Here is a 19,850-nt window from a genome sequence, read left to right as displayed (position 1 = left end):
GGTGCCACGGAACGGGAGAGTTCATGACATTCAACGCGACCGCGGTTGGTGCCGCACATGAACCCACCCTTCATTGCCCGAATTGCAATCACGAGATCCGGTTGACGGAATCGCTTGCCGCGCCCCTTCTTGCGGAAACACGTCAGAAGTTTCAGGAACAGCTGGCCAACAAGGATGCGGAAATCGCACGTAAGGCGGAAGCGCTTCGAGGGGAGCGCGAACAGCTCGAAAAGGATCGCGAGCAGGTCGAAGACCAAGTGGCGCAAAGATTGGCCACCGAACGCAGCCGGCTCGTCGCTGCGGAAGCCAAGAAAGCCCGGGACGCGGCGGCGGCCGAGCTGCAGGCCCGAACCGATGAAGCGACGGAGCTTCGGCTGGTGCTTGACGCCAACAACGTCAAGCTGGCTGAGGCGCAACAGGCACAGGCTGAACTGATGCGGAGGCAGCGGGCTCTCGACCAGGAGAAGCGAGAGTTGGACTTGACAGTCGAGAAGCGGGTCCAGGCCTCGGTCGGCCATATCCAGATAAAGGCCAAGCAAGAGGCTGACGAGGCGGCCCGGCTGCGGGTCGCGGAGAAAGATCAGACGATTGAGTCGATGTCCCGAACGATCGAGGAGTTGAAGCGTAAGGCCGAGCAGGGATCGCAGCAGTCACAGGGCGAGGTTCTGGAACTTGAACTCGAAGGGCTTCTGCGCGGTCGTTTTCCGACTGACCTAGTCGAGCCAGTCGGAAAAGGTGAGCTTGGCGCCGACGTGGTTCAGCAAGTCAACGGGTCGCTTGGACAGCCGGCGGGCATTATTCTCTGGGAATCGAAGCGTACCAAAGCTTGGAGCGACGGATGGCTTGGCAAGCTTCGGGACGATCAACGCCGGTGTGGGGCTGATGTTGCTCTCATAGTATCGCAAACACTTCCCAAGCAAGTCGAGCATTTCGACCTCGTCGACGGCGTGTGGGTGACGCCCCCCCGTTGTGCACTGCCGGTTGCCGTTGCTCTCCGTCAGGCGCTCATTGACATCAGCGGTTCGCGACTCGTCCAGCAGGGTCAAAAAACCAAGATGGAGGAGGTCTATCACTATCTGACGGGCACCAAGTTCAGGCAGCGCGTGGAAGCCGTGGTCGAGAAGTTCAATAACATGCGGGAAGATCTCGACAAAGAGCGCAAGTTCATGGGCCGACAGTGGGCCAAGCGGGAAACCCAGATATTGGCAGTCATTGACTCCACCGTGGGGATGGTGGGGGATCTTCAGGCCATAGCCGGCAAAGCTATGCCGGACATCCCGAGTCTGGACATGCCACTGCTGGAGAATGGGGGCGATACTGGTCGCAAGGCGGGATGAGAATGACGGCAAGTCTCGCAGGGCTCATCCCTATCTGCGGCTTGCCGGTCCGGAGCCCGGAAGACCCTACGTCATATCCATCAATTTGACGGTCACACCGCCCCGGCGGCAATCGTGATCTCTTTTTGGCTAGGAGTGTCAGATACTAGAGGTGAGCGAGCTTCTTATGCACGGCTGGAGCTTTCGGCACGCTCGATCTAAGCGCCAATATAATTCGATCTTCCCAGGGATCAGCCTGTGAATATGCTCGAACCGGGCGAGCAATCCACTTATAATCGCGTCAAAAGAGTATGTGGGGGCATTGGCTTGTTTGGGAGATTCGGCCCGTTAGGGCCAGATCGCTGTACGACATAGTGCAATCGGATTGTTTCTACCTATCCATTTGACGCGTCGTGTAGAATATCTGACGCCTCCCATAAACGAATCAGTTCGTGATCGGACCACACCAGCGATGCTCCCGAGCACGTCTGGCGCCGGTCAAGCACGACTTGCATGGGGTATTCTGAGGGCGAAATCATGCTGGAGCGGATCCGATCTGAGAACGCGGTGAGCGGAGCCATAAAAATCGCTTGCACCGCCGCTGATAACGTCAACGTCGCGTTCTATCAGAATGCCGTGCCCATCATCCGGGATCTCGCGGTCGAAAACGCGCTGGGCAGCGATCTAACGGGCGTTGCGGTCCATCTTACGTCGGAACCGCCATTTCTCACCCCCGGGGTTTGGCGCATCGATCGTATTGCTGACCAAACTGTCCACCATATTCGCAGTCTTGATCTGAAGCTTGATTCTGCCTTTCTCGCCGGCATCAACGCTTCACGGCGCGGCGAACTTCGCATCCGCGTCGAATCGGCGGGGACCGTGCTTGGCGATCAAGCCGTCGAAATCAATCTGCTGCCGCCCTCGCACTGGGGCGGCGTCAATTCAGCGCCGGAACTGCTGGCGGCCTTCGTCCGGCCGACCGATCCCAGCATCGATGTCATCCTGCGCGAAGCCTCCAACAAACTTGCATCCGCCGGTCGTGACGAGGCCCTGGATGGCTACCGCAAGGGGACCAAGGCTCGCGCCTGGGAGATCGCCGAGGCGATCTGGGCGGCGCTGGTGTCACATTCGATCGCCTACGTCTTGCCGCCGAAAAGCTTCGAACGTTCTGGCCAGATGGTCCGTGGCCCCAGCGAAATCCTTTCGCGCAAGGTCGGCACCTGTCTCGATCTGACGCTGCTGTACGCGTCGTGCCTCGAACAAGCGGGCCTCAACCCCGTCGTTGCCCTCACTGACGGCCACGCATTCGTCGGCATCTGGCTGGTGGACGAGGATTTCTCCGGCCTCGTCGTCGACGATCCCCAGATGTTGCGCAAGCGCGTGCAACTGGAAGAAATGGTCGTGGTCGAGACAACCCTGCTCACGGGTGCGCACCCGGCGCGCTTCAAGCAGGCAGTCGAAGCGGCCAAGAAATTGATTGCTGAGGACGCCGCCTCGCCGTTCGAACTCGCCATCGACGTACGTCGGGCGCGAAGTGCCAAGATCCGTCCTCTCGACCTGTCGGGCTCGGCCGAACCGGCAATCCGGCCCGTCACCGACACTGCGGCGGCCGCGCAGGAAGTGGGCGAAGTTCCGCATTTCGAAGAGGATCTCGACAAGCGTCGCGAGCCAGCCCCCGAAAAGAACCTCGACAGGCTCGAGATCTGGAAGCGCAACCTTCTCGACCTTTCGCTGAAGAACCGGCTGCTCAATTTCAAGGATGCAAAATCGACCATCGCAATCGAGTGTCCCGATTGCGCGATGCTCGAGGACAAGCTCTCCGATGGCGAACGCTTCAAACTGCTGGGTAGGACCACGGTGCTCGACGGCAGCGACGGGCGCGATACGACGCTGCTCGCCGACCGCCAGAATGAGGACGCACGCAAGGACTTCATCCTGGACGCGATGAAACGAGGCGACCTGCACACAAATGTCGCCGACATCGAGCTGGAAAACCGGCTCACCGATCTCTACCGGGCATCGCGACTCGCCTTCGAGGAAGGTGGCGCGAACATCCTCTATCTGTGCCTCGGCTTCTTGAAATGGACGCCGCAGGACGGGGCCGGGCCCTACAGAGCGCCGCTGATCCTGGTACCGGTGCAGCTCGAGCGCAAAAGCGTGCGCTCTGGTTTCCGCCTCGCGCTGCACGAAGACGAAGCCCGCTTCAATCCGACACTCCTGCAGATGCTAAAGCAGGATTTCGATCTGTCGATGCCGGAGTTCGATGGAGAACTGCCGCAGGACGCCTCAGGCATCGACGTCGCCGGGATCTGGAAGACCGTCCGCCGTCACATCAAGAGCATCAAGGGCTGGGAGGTCACCGAGCAGGTTACGCTCGCGACGCTCTCCTTCACCAAATATTTGATGTGGAAAGACCTCGTCGACCGTACCGATCTGCTCAAGCGCAATCCCGTGGTGCGCCACCTGATCGATACCCCGACCCACAGCTATGAGGGATCCGGAGCGGGCTTCATCGACGCGCGAACCATCGACGAAATCGTCGAGCCGGCTGAACTGTTCGCGCCGCTCTCGGCCGATTCCTCGCAGATCGCTGCCGTGGTCGCCGCCCAGCGGGGCGCGGACTACGTTCTCTTCGGCCCTCCCGGCACTGGCAAGAGCCAGACCATCGCCAACGCCATCACGAACTGCCTTGCCCACCAGAAGACGGTGCTGTTCGTCTCACAGAAAACTGCAGCGCTCGAAGTCGTCAGGCAGCGCATGCAGGCCATCGGACTCGGCAACTATTGTCTCGAAGTGCACTCGACCAAGGCCCAGAAGTCCAGCGTGCTTGAGCAACTCGCGACCGCCTGGCGCGAGCGCAATCTGGTGACCGAAGAGCACTGGTCGACGGCCGCCGGCGACCTGAAGAAGAAGCGCGATCAGTTGAACAGGCTGGTCTCGGCGCTGCACCGCAGGCGCGCGAACGGCATGACGGCCTACGAGGCTTTCGGACGCGTGGTCGCAGATCGCGACCGCCTCGCCGACATCGAACTGGCATGGCCCGATGGAACAGTGCATTCGCCGGAGCAGCTCGCCAGGATGCGTGAGAGCTGCGCGGACATCCGCACCGCATTGGAGGCGGTCGGAGACCCGTCCGTCCATCCGTTGCAGGGTATCGAGCAAACTCGCTGGAATCCGGCCTGGGCGCAATCCTTGCAACATGCGATCGATCGGCTGCAGAACACGCTGCAGCAAATGCGCGCGACGGCGGACGCGCTCGTCACCTCCCTCGGACTGAACGAGGTGGCCGACGACAGCTCGTTGCCGCAACTCGTCAGGTTGGTTGCGCTGATGCTGAACCCGGACGCCGCAGACGGTGCGCTGCTGTTCGGCGAAGAGGCTCACCATCGTATCCGTGCGCTGACCGCCCTCGCCGACGTGGTTGGCCGGATCCGGGACAAGGCGTCCCAATTGTCGGCCGAATACGATCTCAAGGCGACGACGCTGCTCGACCTACCGGTCCTGCAGCGGGAATGGACCGAGGCTTGCGCATCCAACATGCTGGTGCGCGGTGGCCGCAAGAAAAGGATACGTGTCCATCTGCAGCCGTACTGCCCGGGCGATGTGCCGGACGAGATCGGGCGTGACCTCATCGTCTTGCAAGATCTTTGCGATCTGATTCGCGGACTGGAAGCACTGAGGCCGCATTTCCGCGGTATCGAGCGGTTGTGGCGGGGATTGGATAGCGACCCGGCGCGCATCGCGGCGCTCATCAAATGGGCTCAAGACCTGCAAGCTTCCGTTGACGGCTTCGAGATCGACGACGTGCCACCAGAACAGATAGCCGCACACATCACCACCCTACTCGCTCAGGACATCTCACGCTTTCGTCCCGGGGGGCAGGTACGCAGGGCGTTTGACACCATGCAGCAGGCTTTCCCGGCCATGCATCAGGCGGCCAAGGATGTTGGCACGTATATCGGCCTCGATCGCCCTGAAGAGATCATCCAGCTGGAGCCCGGCTGGATCAACGAGTTGCAGGAACGCACGGCGCGGTGGAAGGCCAACATCATCAAGGCTCCGCAATGGGCGACATGGCGGGCAGCTGCAAAAACTGCGCGCGCGGCCGGACTTTCGCCGCTCGTGGACGCCGTTGAGGACGGCCGAGTTACTCGCGACGAGCTGGCCGGCGCGTTCGACTTTGCTTACGCGCGTTGGGTCGCGGAGACCATCGTGAACGAGGACGAGGTGCTGAGCGGGTTCCTGGCTGAGAGGCATGAGGCCCTCATCGATGCCTTTGTCGCCGCCGACCGGAAGGTCTGCGAGCTCGCCAGGCAGATCGTCAAGGCGCGGATTGGCGCCTCCGTGCCGACACAGACCAATTTCGGCAAGGACCCCGAATGGGGGACGCTAGCGCGTGAGATCAACAAGAAGGCCCGCCACATACCGCTGCGCCAGCTCTTCGGGAAGATTCCGAACGTCATGACCCAGCTCGCGCCCTGCATCATGATGAGCCCGCTTTCGATCGCGCAATACCTTCCGGCGGAAGCAAAACCGTTCGACGTCGTGATCTTTGACGAAGCTTCGCAAATTCCCGTTTGGGACGCCATCGGCGCCATCGCTCGCGGCAGCCAAGTGATCATCGTCGGCGACCCCGAGCAGCTTCCGCCAACCAGCGTCGGCCAACGCGGCGTCGACGATGAGGACGACGACGGTTCAACGGTCCAGAGCCAGCAGAGCATCCTGGACGAATGTCTCGCCTCGAACATCCCAAGCATGCGACTGTCGTGGCACTACCGCAGCCGCCACGAGAGCTTGATCGCGTTTTCGAACGCAAAATACTATCGCGGCGAACTGATGACCTTCCCGTCTCCGGTGACCCGCGACACCGCGGTTCGCTACGTGCATGTCGAGGGCGGCATCTACGAGCGCGGTGGTGCCAAGGTAAACCGGAAGGAAGCCGAAGCGGTCGTCGCCGAGGTTGTCCGACGCCTCAAGACATCATCAAAATCGATCGGGGTGGTCACTTTCAACGGCGACCAGCAGCGCCTGATCGAAAATATGCTCGATCAGGCCCGACGCAGCGATCCCGCCCTAGAGTCCCATTTCGACAAGAACCAAACTCGCGAGCCGATTCTGGTCAAGAACATCGAGAACGTGCAGGGCGACGAGCGCGACGTCATCATCTTTTCGGTCGCCGTCGGTCCCGATAAGACCGGCCGAGTTACCGCGCAAATCTCCTCGCTCAACGGCGAGGGCGGCCACCGCCGACTTAATGTCGCAATCACCCGTGCACGCAGCGAGCTTTTGGTGTTCGCGACACTCCGCCCCGAGCAGATTGACCTAGGGCGCACCAGGGCCAAAGGCGTGGTCGACTTCAAGCACTTTCTCGAATTCGCCGAATACGGCGCGCGCGCCATCGCCGAGGCGTTCTCGCCGACCGGTCGCGGAACGGAATCGCCGTTTGAGGATGCCGTGATGGACGCGCTGCAAAAGCGGGGTTGGGAAGTCCATCCACAAGTAGGCGTTTCGTTCTTCCGAGTCGACCTCGGTGTCGTGCACCCGGACTTTCCGGGCCGCTATCTCGCTGGCATCGAATGCGACGGCGCTACCTATCACCGCTCGGCTACCGCCCGGGATCGCGACCGGCTCCGCGAGATGGTCCTGACGGACCTCGGTTGGCGCATCTTGCGCATCTGGAGCACCGAGTGGTGGATGGACAGCTCCTCAGCTGCAGAAAAGATCCATACGCGGCTGACAGCCGATCTCGAAGCGGACCGCGCGTTACGCCCATCTGCCACCTCCCGGGAAGAGGTCACCGATATTGGTGCACTTCCATTCATGGGGGAAATGTCGGTCAGTGCTCAGGATGCCTCGGAAACAGCGGAGGTGACATCGTCTGACGAGCAGGCGGACCCGGCTCCTACCGCCGAGGACGATCCTCCGTATTCGCAGCCGCTTCTCCCCGCTCCCGCAAACGACAGCGAGCCTGAAGAGGAGCCGAGGATCTACGCGCGCGGACCAACGTCGGCTGCCGCTGACCCTGCCGCAATGCCGAGGATGTACACGAAGGCTGACCCCAGCACCGTCGTGGCCCCCGACCGAGAGCGCTTCTACGACGTTGGCTACCGGGGCAATCTCCGCAATATGATTGACCATGTGATCGAAATCGAAGGACCGATCTATTTCGACGTTCTAATCGACCGCGTCGCACGCGCGCACGGCTTCCAACGTTCGGGCGAAACGGTGCAGCGAATCATCCGGGCAGCGCTTGGTCGCGACCGCTTCCCCACAAGCCGAGACGGCGATCGAGAGATCATTTGGCCGCAAAACACGGTGCCCAGCGCTAAGTCGCCCTACCGCGGCGGCGGCGGTCGTGAGCACGGCGATGTGCCGCTGCCCGAATTGGCGGGCCTTGGCGATGTTCTTCGTGCCGAGGGCCTTGAGGAGGATGAAGAGTTGATCCGCGGCATGCAGGAACACTTTGGACTCGGCCGGCTCGCAGTTTCCACGCGTCAGCGCTTCGAGGCGGCTATAATGTCTGATGGGAACTGACCAAGAGCCGGCGGCCAATCGCGGACCTCGCGACCGACACTGAAGTTCACCGGGTTATGCCGCAGGTTTAGTACTCTGATTGCGTTCGACCATGCTCAATACATGGCCCTGCAGCCGGCGTTGGCGGAGCGTTGGGAGCGGATTGACGCCAGTCCCCGCGACTCTACTTGCGCAAGGGCGTGATCTTCATCTCGGTGGGTCCGCTCACAGGCAAAGATGTCGCCTTCAGCCTCGGGCTCGATCATCTATTGGAAACCCAGACGCAGCCGAATACCCGAGGCGCTGCAGTCACCGGATCCACTCAAAACGGGTCGAGGTTGGCGAACCTTACACCGTCATCGTGCATGCCAGGCGGCGACGCACTCCTTGAGCAGCGTCTTGCCGCCTGCGGATCGGAAATCGTCAGCAGGCGAGCTCCGCCATTCCAATAGGGAGATGCAACATTTTACGAGCCGGTCAACTACCAACTCCAGTAATTGATCCGGACGACAGAGACGTGTCACCAGCAGGCCGATGAACGTTGGGCAAGCCGAGCTGCGCCTGCCAGGAGTTCGGCATGCAAGGTCGCATAAACTCTGCTGTCGACAACAGCTCTGATCGATGCGCCGACTCCTCGCCTGCAGCAATGCAGAGCATTCAGATAGTCGCAGAAAATAGCGCGCGCTTCTCTCCGCAGAGGCCAGAACGTCGAGGCACTCAATGATCGCGTACCTATCTGACCGCGCCAATAGCGTTACGGCACTTGGAATACTATGTTCTGGTGCGGGGATAGGGCTGGCCGTTAGAGGAAACTACGAGGCGGGTATAGCCCTCGGACTCTGGGCGATTATCGCCGATGACGTGGACGGCGCAATCGCCCGGCGCGCGAAGAACCGGACGATGGCTGCGAAGGCCATCGGAAAATCCCTAGATGGATTCTCGGACCTCATCTTTGGATCAGTCCTACCAGCAATCGTGATTGCATCGGTCATCGATTTTGCTGCGTCAGGGGTGTTCGCGGCGTACCTGTTATTGATCGGAGCTCTCCGTCTCGCGTATTTTGACTATTTTGGCCTGAGTGATGAGGGTTATTCAACCGGCCTACCTCTATCCTACGACTTGCCAGTGCTGGCCGCGATCTTTCTGATCCACCGCATTGTCGCACCACTTGAGCTAAGTGTCGTTCTTCCGGTTATCTTTCTACCTTTGTCGTTGCTCCACATCGCACCGTTCAAGATCAAAGCCTCAGGCACTCTCGTTCATGTGCTTACGATCGCAATTGCGATCATTGGGTCCGCCGGACTGCTGATTATCAGTGGCATCCGAGCATAACGTCGCGGCGTGGAAGGCCCTGAGGTAAGACATGTCGATTGTAAGTAACGGGCTCGTGTTTGCTGGCACCCGGGGGCTCGCAAGCCGCTGCATCGTGCTTATCATCGAGACTTGCGGCAAAGACCTCGTCTCCGCAATTCTCGGCACCCCCCGGAACGAGCAAACGTGGTGGAGCCACGAAACCAGCGAGGAGCTCTGGCAGATCGCCGATCGCTACGGAATACCCTATCTCGAGTCAACGGACGACGTTTCCCGCTACGGGGGCTTTCTCGTAAGCGTGTTGTGGGACAAGATCTTTCCGGCCCGCACTCTTGCACGATTTGATCGAGGGGGAATCAACCTGCATCCGGCTCCACTGCCTGAATATCGTGGCAGCTTTGCCCGGACTCACGCGATCCTTAACGGGGCCGAGAGCTTCGGAGTGACCATCCACTACCTCGCGGAGCGGGCCGATACGGGGGACATCATCGGCGAGATGCAGTTCCCCATCCTGCCCTCAGAGACAGCTCTCTCCCTAGACACCAGGGCGCAACTTTACGGCTACGCGCTCTTCTGCGAGGTATGGCTGCGCTTGTTGGACGGATCCTTTGTCCCACGATCGCAAGCGTCGCTGATAGCTGAGCATAATCGCGAGCCTCGCTTCTACACCATGCGGAGGATCACCGAACTCTTGGAATCGGCGGATGTTCCGCGCGACGCCGAACAACTCGAGCGGCTGTATCGCGCATTATACCTCCCGCCGCGTTACACGCCTCCGAAGTGGCTCGTTCAAAGGGTTCTGGCCAACGAGGTGCGAACGATCCTTCGGGGCAGTTGCGCGCCAGGCACAGCTTTGAACGTGGTGACGGACTCGCAGCTGACTCCGGGATTGCCGGAGATCCTGCTTCGGAGGAAACCTTAGCCGACTGCCGACCGAGATTGCCATCAGAACGCCGCGCACCTCTTCAGCACGACCTTGGCGCAGTACAGTGTCGGTTTGTAACAAGTCGAGCCATCCAAGCATGCGAGCGAAACGTCAAGGCCGGGGATCAGGCAATCAGCTCGGGGTAGGAGGACGGACATTTGTGCGCAATTTTCGGATTTGTCGGACGGGTCGCTGACGAGGCGGCGACCGCGCGTGAGGTCGCTCGTTGCATTCAGACGCTTGTCCATCGAGGACCCGACGCGAACGGTGTTTATGTGACTCCATCCTTTGCTTTTGCGCATCAAAGGCTTGCCATCATCGACCTAAACAGTCGGTCGAACCAACCTTTCCTTGATCGGGAATTGGACATCGCAATCACGTACAACGGGGAGATCTACAACTACCGTGACGTGAGGCGCGACTTGCTGCAACGCGGGTACCGGTTTCGTACTGAGTCCGACACGGAGGTCATATGCAAGGCATTCGCTTGTTGGGGTATTGATTGCCTCGAACGTCTACGGGGAATGTTCGCATTCGCTATCTACGACAAAAGGAGCGGAACAGCATTCCTTGTCAGAGATCGGCTTGGAATTAAACCGCTATACTACGCTCAAACGAACCGCGGCTTCGTCTTTGCTTCGCAACCGTCGGCCCTTCTTCGTTGGCCTGGGGTTCGCTCGAAGCTCGATCCGGTTGGACTGTCCAGTTTTCTTTCTTTTCGTGCCGTCTTCGGCGAGAGAACTCTTTTTACGGACGCTCGTAAGCTGCAACCCGGCACCTGGCTAAAGATAACCGCCCAATCGCACGAGCATGCGCGGTGGTGGGATCCCGCTCGCTCAGACGACAAGGACGCGTGCTCCTCGTTGGGCGCCTTGATCGGCAGTGCCGTAGAAGAGCATCTGGTGGGCGACACTCCCGTCGCAGCGCTGCTTTCCGGCGGCCTGGACTCCAGCGTCTTGGCTTTCGAGCTCTCAAGGCGCTCTGAACAAAAGCCGACATGTTTCACCGGAATGGTAGCTGGTGACGCGTACGACGAAAGTCGCTATGCGATCGAAGTGGCGGAGTCTCTCAAGCTACCGCATGTTTTGGTACAGCTGCCCGCCGCGACGAGCCTTGACACCATCCAACGCCTTACCGCGCTACGAGGTCACCCAATCGGCATGCACAATGAAGGGGCGATGTATTTACTCGCTCAGGCGGCCGCGCACTCGCACAAAGTTCTTCTTACCGGCGAGGGCGCCGACGAGATCTTCTCTGGGTATAGCCGAATTTTCAGACTGCCATTTGACTTACAACGCCAAGCGTTCTTGTCCGCCTTGCCAGACGTCATTGCCTGCCGGGCGCGTCGGCGCTTCGGTTTACCCAGGGCCGAAACGAAGGAGTTCGACTTTTTTCTCTCGCGATACACCTACTTCGCCCAATCCGAGAAGCTGCAACTAGCGACATCCGCGTGGAGAGCAGAGCTCGCGGATGATGCGGAGTTGCTTAATTGGATGAGCATTGACTACCATTCAGGCGGCGCCACTCCTGATGATCGCATCAGGCTGTTCTTCGTGCGTCATCATCTACCGGCACTGCTCGAAATGGTCGACAACACGACGATGGCCGCCGGCGTCGAAGGGCGCGTACCTTTCACAGATCATCGAATCGTTGCGCTAGCTCTTGGCATGCCTGCCTCAGAACACTTGCGTTGGAAGGACGCCTGGTCGCCAGTCCGAGCGGCCTTCGCACCTATTCAGGAATTCAGCGAAACACTCGACGTCACAAAGTCTGCGCTACGCGCTCTGTACAGAACTCGCCTCCCGACCAGCGTAACCGCGAGGAAGAAGCTCGGGTTTCCGTTACCCTTAGGCCATTGGGCGACCAACGAATGCTCGACACCGTTTCGCGACTTAATCTTCGGAGGATCCGCCGCCATCGCTGATTATCTCGATATCGGCGCTCTCCGACGATGGTATGGGGAGCGCTCTCGCACCGCGAACGATGCATTTGGAAGACAACTCTGGTTGATTTGCAATCTTGAGATCTTCCTTCGTCAATTACAGTCCTCAAGTGGGTAGGAGGCGATACAATCCGCGCGCAACGACCTACAGGTCGAGATTGATCTTGGGAAGCGAGAGCTCAATGCTTGCCATTTGGGGGAGGCCCGCGAGAACGACCGCCCTTTCGCGCTTCGGTCCGAACTCATTCATGTCGGCAAAGGTTGCGTGGTCGACACGGGTGGCATCATCCCCATGCGCTTGGTCTTTCAGGGGATCATTGAAGAATACGTAATCGGCATCAACTCCGGTGATCACCACCCAGTGAGTGACGGTCTTACCTTCGAATTCAATGCTGATCATCACGATAGGATACCATCCCTCTGCCATCCAGTTCGAGAGATCATGCAGGCTGTAATTTCCAACATATACGTGGACTCCACGCTCATTGGCCTCGGCCAGATCTCGCTCCTGGAGAATCCGAATCGCCTCTATCTCTTCCGTTCGCGAAGCGCGAGTCTCAAGAAACACCCCTCCGTGGCTCACGACAACAACCGCCGCGAACCTGCGTCGTTTCAGCGCCAATGCGAGACCAACGGGCCCGCAACCTCCATGGATAGTCGTTGCCTCCCGCCATAGCTCAAGCTCGGCTTTGGCATTCGGCTGGTATCTCTCATCCAGCGCGGACATAACCATCATCAGCGACGATGGTCCGCAGGTATAGTTCCTTCTTTGCCGATACAAGGGAATGTGTCTCACGATTTGACCACTTAAACCCTCGGCCCCCAGGTTCGACATGACAGCTCCTTAGATAGATGTTGAAGACGTTCGGGGTCATTTTCATAGCGACTGACGAGTTGCAGGAAACCAGAGGTCCCTGCGGCGGCACCTGCAGAAACTCGCCGTCGGGCACGGCCGCCCATGGATCTCACCTCATCCGAAGATCAATGAAGTCAATAAGGAAGTTGATCCTGGAGGCGCATAGTACGTTCTCACCGAGTTTGATCGGTGCGCCCTCGGAGCGATCGAGATTTTCATTGATGAAGACCGGCGTGGCAGTAGACATCCCGGACAGGCGGGCTTCTTCTGCGTTGGCATTCTGGCGCTGATTTGTACCCATTGCTGCGAATAGGAGCCGACGCCGACGCGCTTCAGTGCTTTGGAAATCGAGATTGCGCCAGAAAACTCGTCCAGCAGTCCAGGCACGCGTTGAGCTGGGAAGTCGCTATTTGCGATCACGATCGGTATCTCGTCTTGAAAGCTCGAGGTTCTGATGAAGAGCACATTGTCTCCGATCTCAAGATCGAGATGCTTTGCCAGGCGCTCGTCCGCAACCATTGTTTCCAAGATAGCATTTTTCGGCGGGCCAAATGGCCATGAGCGACGAGGTTGTGGTCAGTCGCGTGTTGGCGGACAGCAGGTACGGCGTCGTGTTTTCCACCACGAATGTCCCTCTCCCCTGCTCGACACGGAGAATGCCCTTCTCTTCAAGCGCTCGGATGGCGTATCGAACCGTATGTCGGTTGACCCCGTACAGCCGGGCGAGATCGACATCATTCGGCGGCTTTTCGCCCGGCGCAAAGCTCTTCGAGGCAATGCTTTCCTCGATTTGCGTTTTGACAAACTCCCATCGCTTTCCTTGAAACATCGATCATCTCTCTTATCATCACACGAGTCTCACGCGCGTGGGCACTCAATCTGGTTAGGCATCGACCAATCGTATTCGATTCTCTTCACAAAGAGGCGCCCACGATGGCTATCTCGGCTCTGTCGCGTCGACACGCTATGCTCCGCTAAGGGCGTCTCCAAGGGCCTAAAGCGCCCTACAACGCAGAGCAGTCGAGCGAGCGGCTGCGACCGAGTTTGTCCCGGCCATCGTGACGCCCGAGCTTCAGGCACGGAACGAACGGAGGGCATCGGAAGAAAGCCGTGTCGAGATAGATCAATCTGCCGGCGCGCAGAGTGGCGCGGACGCGCGGCATGCTGCCACGCCCAGCGATGACGAGATCGGCGCGGAGTCCCTCCGCGATCGAGCCGCGGTCATGTAATCCCAGTACCTTGGCCGGATTGGCACTCGCCAAAGCGACTGCTTTCGCAAGCCCGCCTTCACCCGTTTCGCCAAGCGCAATCACTGCCGGCAGAATGGCCGAAGGATGGTAGTCACTGGCGAGGATATCCAAGACCCCCGCCTTGTAGGCATCGCGCGCCGAGAGATTACCGGAATAGGACAGGCCACGCAGGGCATTGGGAGCGCCCATCGCGGTTGCCAGACCGAGCCGTCGCGCCTCGACCGCGGCTTCGATGGTGATCGGAAACTCGCTGATGGCAGCGCCGATCGCGTGCATCAACGAGACCTTCTCGAGACGATCATCGTCATGGGACGCGATCGCAACACCACGTGCTCTCGCCAACTTCGCAAGGCCGGAGATAACGCGCATCGCGTCACCTCGTTCGGTGCGATCGGCGATGCGCTGCTTCACGAGTTCGGATGCCTGGGCTTCACTGATCTTTTGTGCCTTGGCTATATTGGCGACATGAATTGCGATGTCGCGGTACTGTCCCTGGCCAGGCGTATGATCCATCAGTGAAATCAGATTAAGTGCGCCGCCCTCCATGAGCTTTTCGGCGATGCTCATCGCCGAGGGGAAGGTCACCTCGAAGCGGCCGTGAACGCGGTGGTCGACCAGCAACTCGTCACGCTTGGATGTCAAGGCCTCGATGAGCGCGGTGGTGTGCTCGACCGAGCGCAGCCGGCCGTCGATCGCCGGAGTGAAGGCGAGCGCCGCATAGGCCGTCGTAATGCCGCTGGAGGCGAGCTTCTTGTCGAGGTCGCGGATGCCAAGTTCCAGCGGCATGCGCACATTGGCACGTGGCTCGACTTCCTTCTCAATCATATCACCATGCATATCGACAAAACCAGGCAGCAGCAGTCCGCCAGCACCTTCGACATCCGCGCCCGCAACTGGAGTTTCGCGGATTTCGGCTATCAGCCCCTCCTCGATTCGGACAGCGCCCCGTTCGATGACGCGATCTTGGAGAACGATCTCGAAATCATTCAGCCACATGGTCCGCCTCGTCCTCGATCTTGATCGCCTTGAGATAGATCTCCCGGTCGATCAGGTCGACCACGTCCTCACGATGATGGAAGACGCCGATCATCGCGACGCCGGACGCCTTAAGCTCCGCCAGTCGATCGACCAGTGCGCGGCGAGCGTCGCGGTCGAGCGAGGCGGTCGGCTCATCGAGGAGCAGCAACCGCTGCGGCAGGATCAGTGCCCGGGCAAGGTTGACCTTCTGCTGCTCGCCGCCGGAAAACGTAGAGGGGTAGGCGGCCCAGAGCCCCTTCTTTACGCCGAAACCAGCCAGCGAGCGGCGAGCTTGGACCAGAGCCTCCGCATGGGGTGTGCCGGCAAGCCTAAGCGGTTCGGCTACGATCTCTTCCGCCGCGACGCGCGGCCGGGCGTTGAGAAACTGCGTCACAAAACCAATTTCCCTGCGCCGCAGAATGGCAATGTCGACGTCGGCCGCGGCGGCAAGATCGATGACGCCTTCCTTCGTGTGGTAATAGACGTGGCCTGCCCGCGGCAGGTAAGATCTATAAAGTGTTCGCAGCAGCGTTGACTTGCCGGCGCCGTTTTCGCCTTTAAGCAGGATGAATTCCCCCTCACGAAGCTCGAAGTCGATATTCTCGAAAGCAAACAGCGTTCGCTTCAGATGATGCATTTCGAATTGCTTCGAGAGATTTTCGACACGCAGCACTTGCGTCGCGTCCCACCGGGCATTGAGTTGAATGTTCATTTCGTTAGGTTCTTTATAGCTTGGCGTGGACGAGCTGTTGGGTGTAGGCGTGCTGAGGATCCTGGAAGATCTGGTCCGCCAGCCCCTGTTCAACGACCATGCCACGCCGCATGACCATAACCCGGTCTGCCATGGTGCGAATGACACCGAGATCGTGCGAAACCAGGACCATGGTGATGGCGCGATCCCGCTGCAGCCGTTTCAGCGTATCGAGCACGAGCGCCTGCACGCTGACGTCGAGACCGGTGGTTGGCTCGTCGAGCAGAAGCACCGCAGGCTCCAGCGCGATTGCCTTCGCCAGCTGGACGCGTTGCTGCATGCCGCCGGAAAGCTCGTGTGGCGTCGCGTCCATGCGCTCGACCGGAAACTCTGATGCATCCAGCGATTGCCTCGCCCTTTCCCGCAGGTCAGCGAAATTGCGGTTGCCGGCAATCAGCAGTCGTTCGGCGACATTGCCGCTGCTGGAATGGTTCATCAGCAGGCCCAGATGCGGGTTCTGATAGACGATACCGATGTGACGGGCTCGCAACATCCGCCGCTCGAAGCGATCGAACGTAAACAGGTTGCGATCCTCCTGGCCCGACAGCGCCAGGTGATAATGGCCGGCGGCCGGCGTGTCCTCGAGGTTCATCATGCGAAGCAGAGTCGATTTGCCCGAGCCGGATTCGCCTACGATACCCAGCACCTCGCCGGGATAGACGGTGACGTCGACACCGCCAAGCGCCTGAACTGCGCCAAACTTGTGCTTGATCCCGCGCATCGTCAGCATAGGCTTGGCCAGCATCAGCCGTGGCTGCTGACGCGTCAGGCCCGCTGCGCTTTGAATGTTCAGGCCTGTCACTTGTCCATCCTTCCGTTCTTGTACCAGGTTTCGCCGATCTCGACCGCCTCCCCTTCCGCCTTGCGGATGTGCTTGGCGGCAAAATTGCTGTCGGAAAGCTCGAATTTTGAAGAGCCGTCGTCCTGCGGCAGCTCGTTCATGAAGAAGCCGGTGACGTTGCTGCGATAGCAGGTCTTGTCCTGGTGATCCTCGACGCGGTAGGGCACATCGTCGAAGACAAGGGGCTCGACCTTCGTATAGGGCGGCACGGCGTAGATCCGCTTCTCGCCGCCCGCCGCAAGAATGGTCAAGTGCTCTGCCTGGTGCAGCTTCAATACGTCCCAGCGAGGGATCGGCGAGGGTGTGATTACGTGCCGCCCATTCACCAGGCTTGGATACTGGTCGGCCTTCATGATGCGGCCGAACTTCACAAGCTGCTCGTAAAGGATCAGCCAGAGTTGGCCGTAGTCGGCGTCGCCATGCATGACCCTCGCAACGGACATGTCCGGCTGCACCGGACGGAGCGGCTCCGGGTTCGGGACCTGCAAGACCAGGACCTGCTGGTCGCCCAGCTTTTCTTCCGGAATGCGATGGCGCGACTGGACAATCGTGGCCTCACGGGCGTCCATGGTCTCGACGCAGCCCCCGACGCGTCCAAAGAATTTGCGGATGCTGCACGCATTGACCGAATCGTCAGCGCCCTGATCGATCACCTTGACGACCGAAGTCGGTTTCAGGAGCGTCAGCGTGACTTGAAGGCCGCCCGTCCCCCAGCCGCGTGCCATAGGCACCTCGCGGCTGGCATATGGGACCTGATAGCCCGGTACGGCAATCGCCTTGAGAATGCGACGGCGAATTTCGCGTTTGGCTGACTCGTCGAGAAAGCCGTAGTTGAAGTCCGCCCACTCCTTTGTCAGTTCTTGGAGTTTCACTGCGTGACCTCCTTCTCTTTCGGTACCACTTGCGGCGCAGGTGGAGCTTTCTCCGCAGCGCCGTCGCGGTCAGTCTTGACGCGTCGGTAGGTATCGAGGGCCGATTGGAACGTCACGTAGTGGGGAAGCTTGAAGTGAAGACAGAAGCCAGATCCTTCGACCGGCTCAGTATGGTAAAGGATGAACTCGTCTGTCGCGGCCGGGTGCGAATCCGGTTGGCTCGAAGCAACGTCGAGCGACGCCGCAGCGATGACCTTGACCTCATTCCAGCCAAGGGTGGCCGAGAATCCCAATTCCAGGCTCTTCGACTTGGAAACAATTTCGGCCTGGCTGACGCGGACACGCCCCGCGCTAAAGACCGTGCCACGCGGATGGCGAAGCCGAACCGGGGCTTCGGCGAGCCTAAGCTCATTAACGGTAGGATGGACAGCGCCGTATCCGCGCATTGTGGAGAATCCAAGCGCCATCGTGCCGCCCGTATCTGCCCGTGCGAGGCTCTGCAGCTTGTGCGCACGGCTTACCGGGAAGAGCAGAGGCTGGCGGGTGATGTCAGGAACCTCTTCCAGAGGTATTGTCTCGACGGGATGGTCCGTGATGAGACCCTGCGCCCTTTGCCAAGCGGTCAAGGACGGCTGGGTTGCAGGCGCGGGTTTGTCTGCCGGGATCACTGGTTCCCGGACGAACGCCTTGCCCTTGAGGACGCCGACCTGAAGCAGCCGGTGGGAATAGTCCAGCGTCGGCCCGAGGAGCTGTCCTCCCGGAATGTCTTTAAATGCCGCGGAAATGCGGCGCACGGTGAAGAGGTCCGGCTGGCTAACCGGTTTGGCGAAGCCGATTCGGGGTTGCGTCGTTCGGTACGCCCTGAGCAGCAATACGGCTTCGTATTGGTCTCCCCCCGCCTGCGCCAACGCGAGCGCAGCCAGATCCGGTTCATAGAGCGACGCTTCGCCCATGACGCGATCGATCAAGTAGGGCAGACTCTTACGAATAGCGGTCACTCGCTCGAGGTCGACGGCATCGAGATCTTCACGAAACAGCCGTTCCGATTGTTCAATGGCGCGTTCGCCGCCACGGGTTGCCACATAGGCCATCAACGCACCTCGATTCTGGTCGAGCGGGGAAGGCCGATCACGCGATCGCCATCGACGAGATAGACGTCCCAGCCGAGCGGATAACGAACGGCTTGGGCGCGCACACGCCAGAAGGAAGGATCGATGCCGTCGACGGCGACCGTAACGCTGTCTTTGATGCCTGGACCGCTCAGCATCAGACGAGCGCCGAAACCGAATCGGGCGGGTATGAACAAGGTGGCCGCATGGTCGGGATAATTTAGCGTGCCAATCCGCAACTTCGCGAACTGCGAAGTCTTTTCTGCTGTGTCTGCCGTGGCGAAGACATAATCTGCCTCCTGCATCGGTGCGCTTCGAGCTCCGGTCTTGCTCAGGACACGTGCGAATTCTGCATCGTCCACGACCGCGAAAGAGCATTCCGCATCGAGCAGGCTTTCCCCGATCGCTGCAAGCCCGGCGGACGGGAGCGTTCGGACGAGCCCGGGTCTGCTCAAGGCCCACATTACTTCTTCGAACGTGGTGTTAGTCCGGCTGTCCTCGGTGGTCGGTTGAAGAGAGACGCTCATCAGAAAGTCTCCATCTCGACGCGGGTGGCTTCGACTTTCCTCAGTCGCTCTCTATCCGCTCGTTCCTGGTGGGCAGATTCCGCGATGAGCAGTTCGAGAATCGACGAAATGCTCTGGTCGGCCGCGATTGCGGCATCAATCACGGCCATCCCCATCGCATGTTCAAGATCCCTGCCCACAACCGCGCCATAGCCCTCGACGTCCCAGTCAGGCACCTGGATATGAGCCTCCGCGACGAGGACCTCACCGAGGTGGAAGGTTGTGCCCCTGACAGTGTCTTCATAAGGCAGCATCGCGAGCCCAGTGCGATTGGCCAGAACCGCCACCTCGCCGAGGCCATCGAGAACCTTCTCGGCGCAGGCCTTGATCGCGGCTGGTCGGGCCGATGCAAGAATTTCAAGTGCACGCCGGTGATCGAAACCGCTGGCGATGAGATCGCGTACGGGCTTCTCTGTCATTATGCCAGTTCTCTATCCTGAAGAGTGCGCGCTTCGGCTCTTTCTGTCGGATGGGTGTGGCAGTGCTGCCATCGACCTCGTTCTGGCCAGCACGACATGCCGTTCTTCGGCAGGGCCAAAACGGGAAATCTTTCGAAATGCACGACCACCAAGGCATTGCCT

The 19,850-nt window shown here is 59.9% G+C and carries 15 protein-coding genes; 5 read left to right on the top strand and 10 right to left on the bottom strand.

Annotated elements, in window-relative coordinates; translation table 11 throughout:
• The first annotated feature begins 23 nt into the window (after positions 1-23).
• The 5 genes from ACYCVF_RS33200 (at position 24) to asnB (ending at position 12,125) form a co-directional block, all read left to right on the top strand.
• A complete protein-coding gene (locus ACYCVF_RS33200) occupies positions 24-1,337 on the top strand; it encodes a DUF2130 domain-containing protein (RefSeq protein ID WP_459607092.1) in 1,314 nt (437 codons plus the stop codon).
• A gap of 516 nt (positions 1,338-1,853) precedes the next feature.
• Positions 1,854-7,850: a DUF3320 domain-containing protein gene (locus ACYCVF_RS33195; protein WP_459607091.1), complete on the top strand. Its 5,997-nt coding sequence runs from the start codon at positions 1,854-1,856 to the stop codon at positions 7,848-7,850.
• A gap of 699 nt (positions 7,851-8,549) precedes the next feature.
• The gene (locus ACYCVF_RS33190; protein ID WP_459607089.1) at positions 8,550-9,161 is read left to right on the top strand and encodes a CDP-alcohol phosphatidyltransferase family protein; all 612 of its coding nucleotides are present in this window, start codon (positions 8,550-8,552) and stop codon (positions 9,159-9,161) included.
• A 31-nt stretch (positions 9,162-9,192) separates the two neighbouring features.
• Positions 9,193-10,062 carry a formyltransferase family protein gene (locus ACYCVF_RS33185; protein WP_459607088.1) on the top strand — a complete coding sequence of 290 codons (870 nt, stop codon included), beginning with the start codon at positions 9,193-9,195 and terminating at the stop codon, positions 10,060-10,062.
• A gap of 161 nt (positions 10,063-10,223) precedes the next feature.
• Positions 10,224-12,125, top strand: coding sequence for an asparagine synthase (glutamine-hydrolyzing) (gene asnB, locus ACYCVF_RS33180; protein ID WP_459607086.1), 1,902 nt, complete (start codon positions 10,224-10,226; stop codon positions 12,123-12,125).
• A 27-nt stretch (positions 12,126-12,152) separates the two neighbouring features.
• On the opposite strand, the gene ACYCVF_RS33175 is transcribed toward asnB, so the two are convergent.
• From ACYCVF_RS33175 to phnG, 10 genes are all read right to left on the bottom strand, one after another.
• On the bottom strand, positions 12,153-12,842 hold the full coding sequence (locus tag ACYCVF_RS33175; RefSeq protein WP_459607084.1) for a peptidase C39 family protein: 690 nt from the start codon (positions 12,840-12,842) through the stop codon (positions 12,153-12,155).
• A 135-nt stretch (positions 12,843-12,977) separates the two neighbouring features.
• Positions 12,978-13,382, bottom strand: a complete 405-nt coding sequence (locus tag ACYCVF_RS33170; RefSeq protein ID WP_459607083.1) for a UTRA domain-containing protein — start codon at positions 13,380-13,382, stop codon at positions 12,978-12,980.
• Positions 13,342-13,692, bottom strand: a complete 351-nt coding sequence (locus ACYCVF_RS33165; protein ID WP_459607082.1) for a GntR family transcriptional regulator — start codon at positions 13,690-13,692, stop codon at positions 13,342-13,344. The genes ACYCVF_RS33170 and ACYCVF_RS33165 overlap by 41 nt, the downstream gene beginning before the upstream one ends.
• Before the next feature lie 175 nt (positions 13,693-13,867).
• On the bottom strand, positions 13,868-15,109 hold the full coding sequence (locus ACYCVF_RS33160) for an alpha-D-ribose 1-methylphosphonate 5-triphosphate diphosphatase (protein WP_459607080.1): 1,242 nt from the start codon (positions 15,107-15,109) through the stop codon (positions 13,868-13,870).
• Positions 15,096-15,842 (bottom strand): ATP-binding cassette domain-containing protein, encoded by a 747-nt coding sequence (locus ACYCVF_RS33155; protein WP_459607078.1) that lies wholly within the window; start codon positions 15,840-15,842, stop codon positions 15,096-15,098. The genes ACYCVF_RS33160 and ACYCVF_RS33155 overlap by 14 nt, the downstream gene beginning before the upstream one ends.
• 13 nt (positions 15,843-15,855) lie before the next feature.
• On the bottom strand, positions 15,856-16,683 hold the full coding sequence (locus tag ACYCVF_RS33150) for an ATP-binding cassette domain-containing protein (protein WP_459607076.1): 828 nt from the start codon (positions 16,681-16,683) through the stop codon (positions 15,856-15,858).
• Complete coding sequence (locus tag ACYCVF_RS33145; RefSeq protein ID WP_459607074.1) at positions 16,680-17,594, bottom strand: alpha-D-ribose 1-methylphosphonate 5-phosphate C-P-lyase PhnJ; 915 nt, start codon at positions 17,592-17,594, stop codon at positions 16,680-16,682. Before ACYCVF_RS33145 ends, ACYCVF_RS33150 begins: the two co-directional genes overlap by 4 nt.
• Positions 17,591-18,685 carry a carbon-phosphorus lyase complex subunit PhnI gene (locus tag ACYCVF_RS33140; protein WP_459607072.1) on the bottom strand — a complete coding sequence of 365 codons (1,095 nt, stop codon included), beginning with the start codon at positions 18,683-18,685 and terminating at the stop codon, positions 17,591-17,593. Before ACYCVF_RS33140 ends, ACYCVF_RS33145 begins: the two co-directional genes overlap by 4 nt.
• Positions 18,685-19,230 (bottom strand): phosphonate C-P lyase system protein PhnH, encoded by a 546-nt coding sequence (gene phnH, locus ACYCVF_RS33135; RefSeq protein ID WP_459607070.1) that lies wholly within the window; start codon positions 19,228-19,230, stop codon positions 18,685-18,687. Before phnH ends, ACYCVF_RS33140 begins: the two co-directional genes overlap by 1 nt.
• Complete coding sequence (phnG, locus tag ACYCVF_RS33130; RefSeq protein ID WP_459607068.1) at positions 19,230-19,688, bottom strand: phosphonate C-P lyase system protein PhnG; 459 nt, start codon at positions 19,686-19,688, stop codon at positions 19,230-19,232. Before phnG ends, phnH begins: the two co-directional genes overlap by 1 nt.
• Positions 19,689-19,850: the final 162 nt, after the last annotated feature.

The sequence above is a fragment of the Bradyrhizobium cedriense genome (assembly GCF_054602315.1).
Note: the sequence above shows the minus strand (reverse complement) of the source record. Positions and strands in the feature narration are given on the sequence as shown.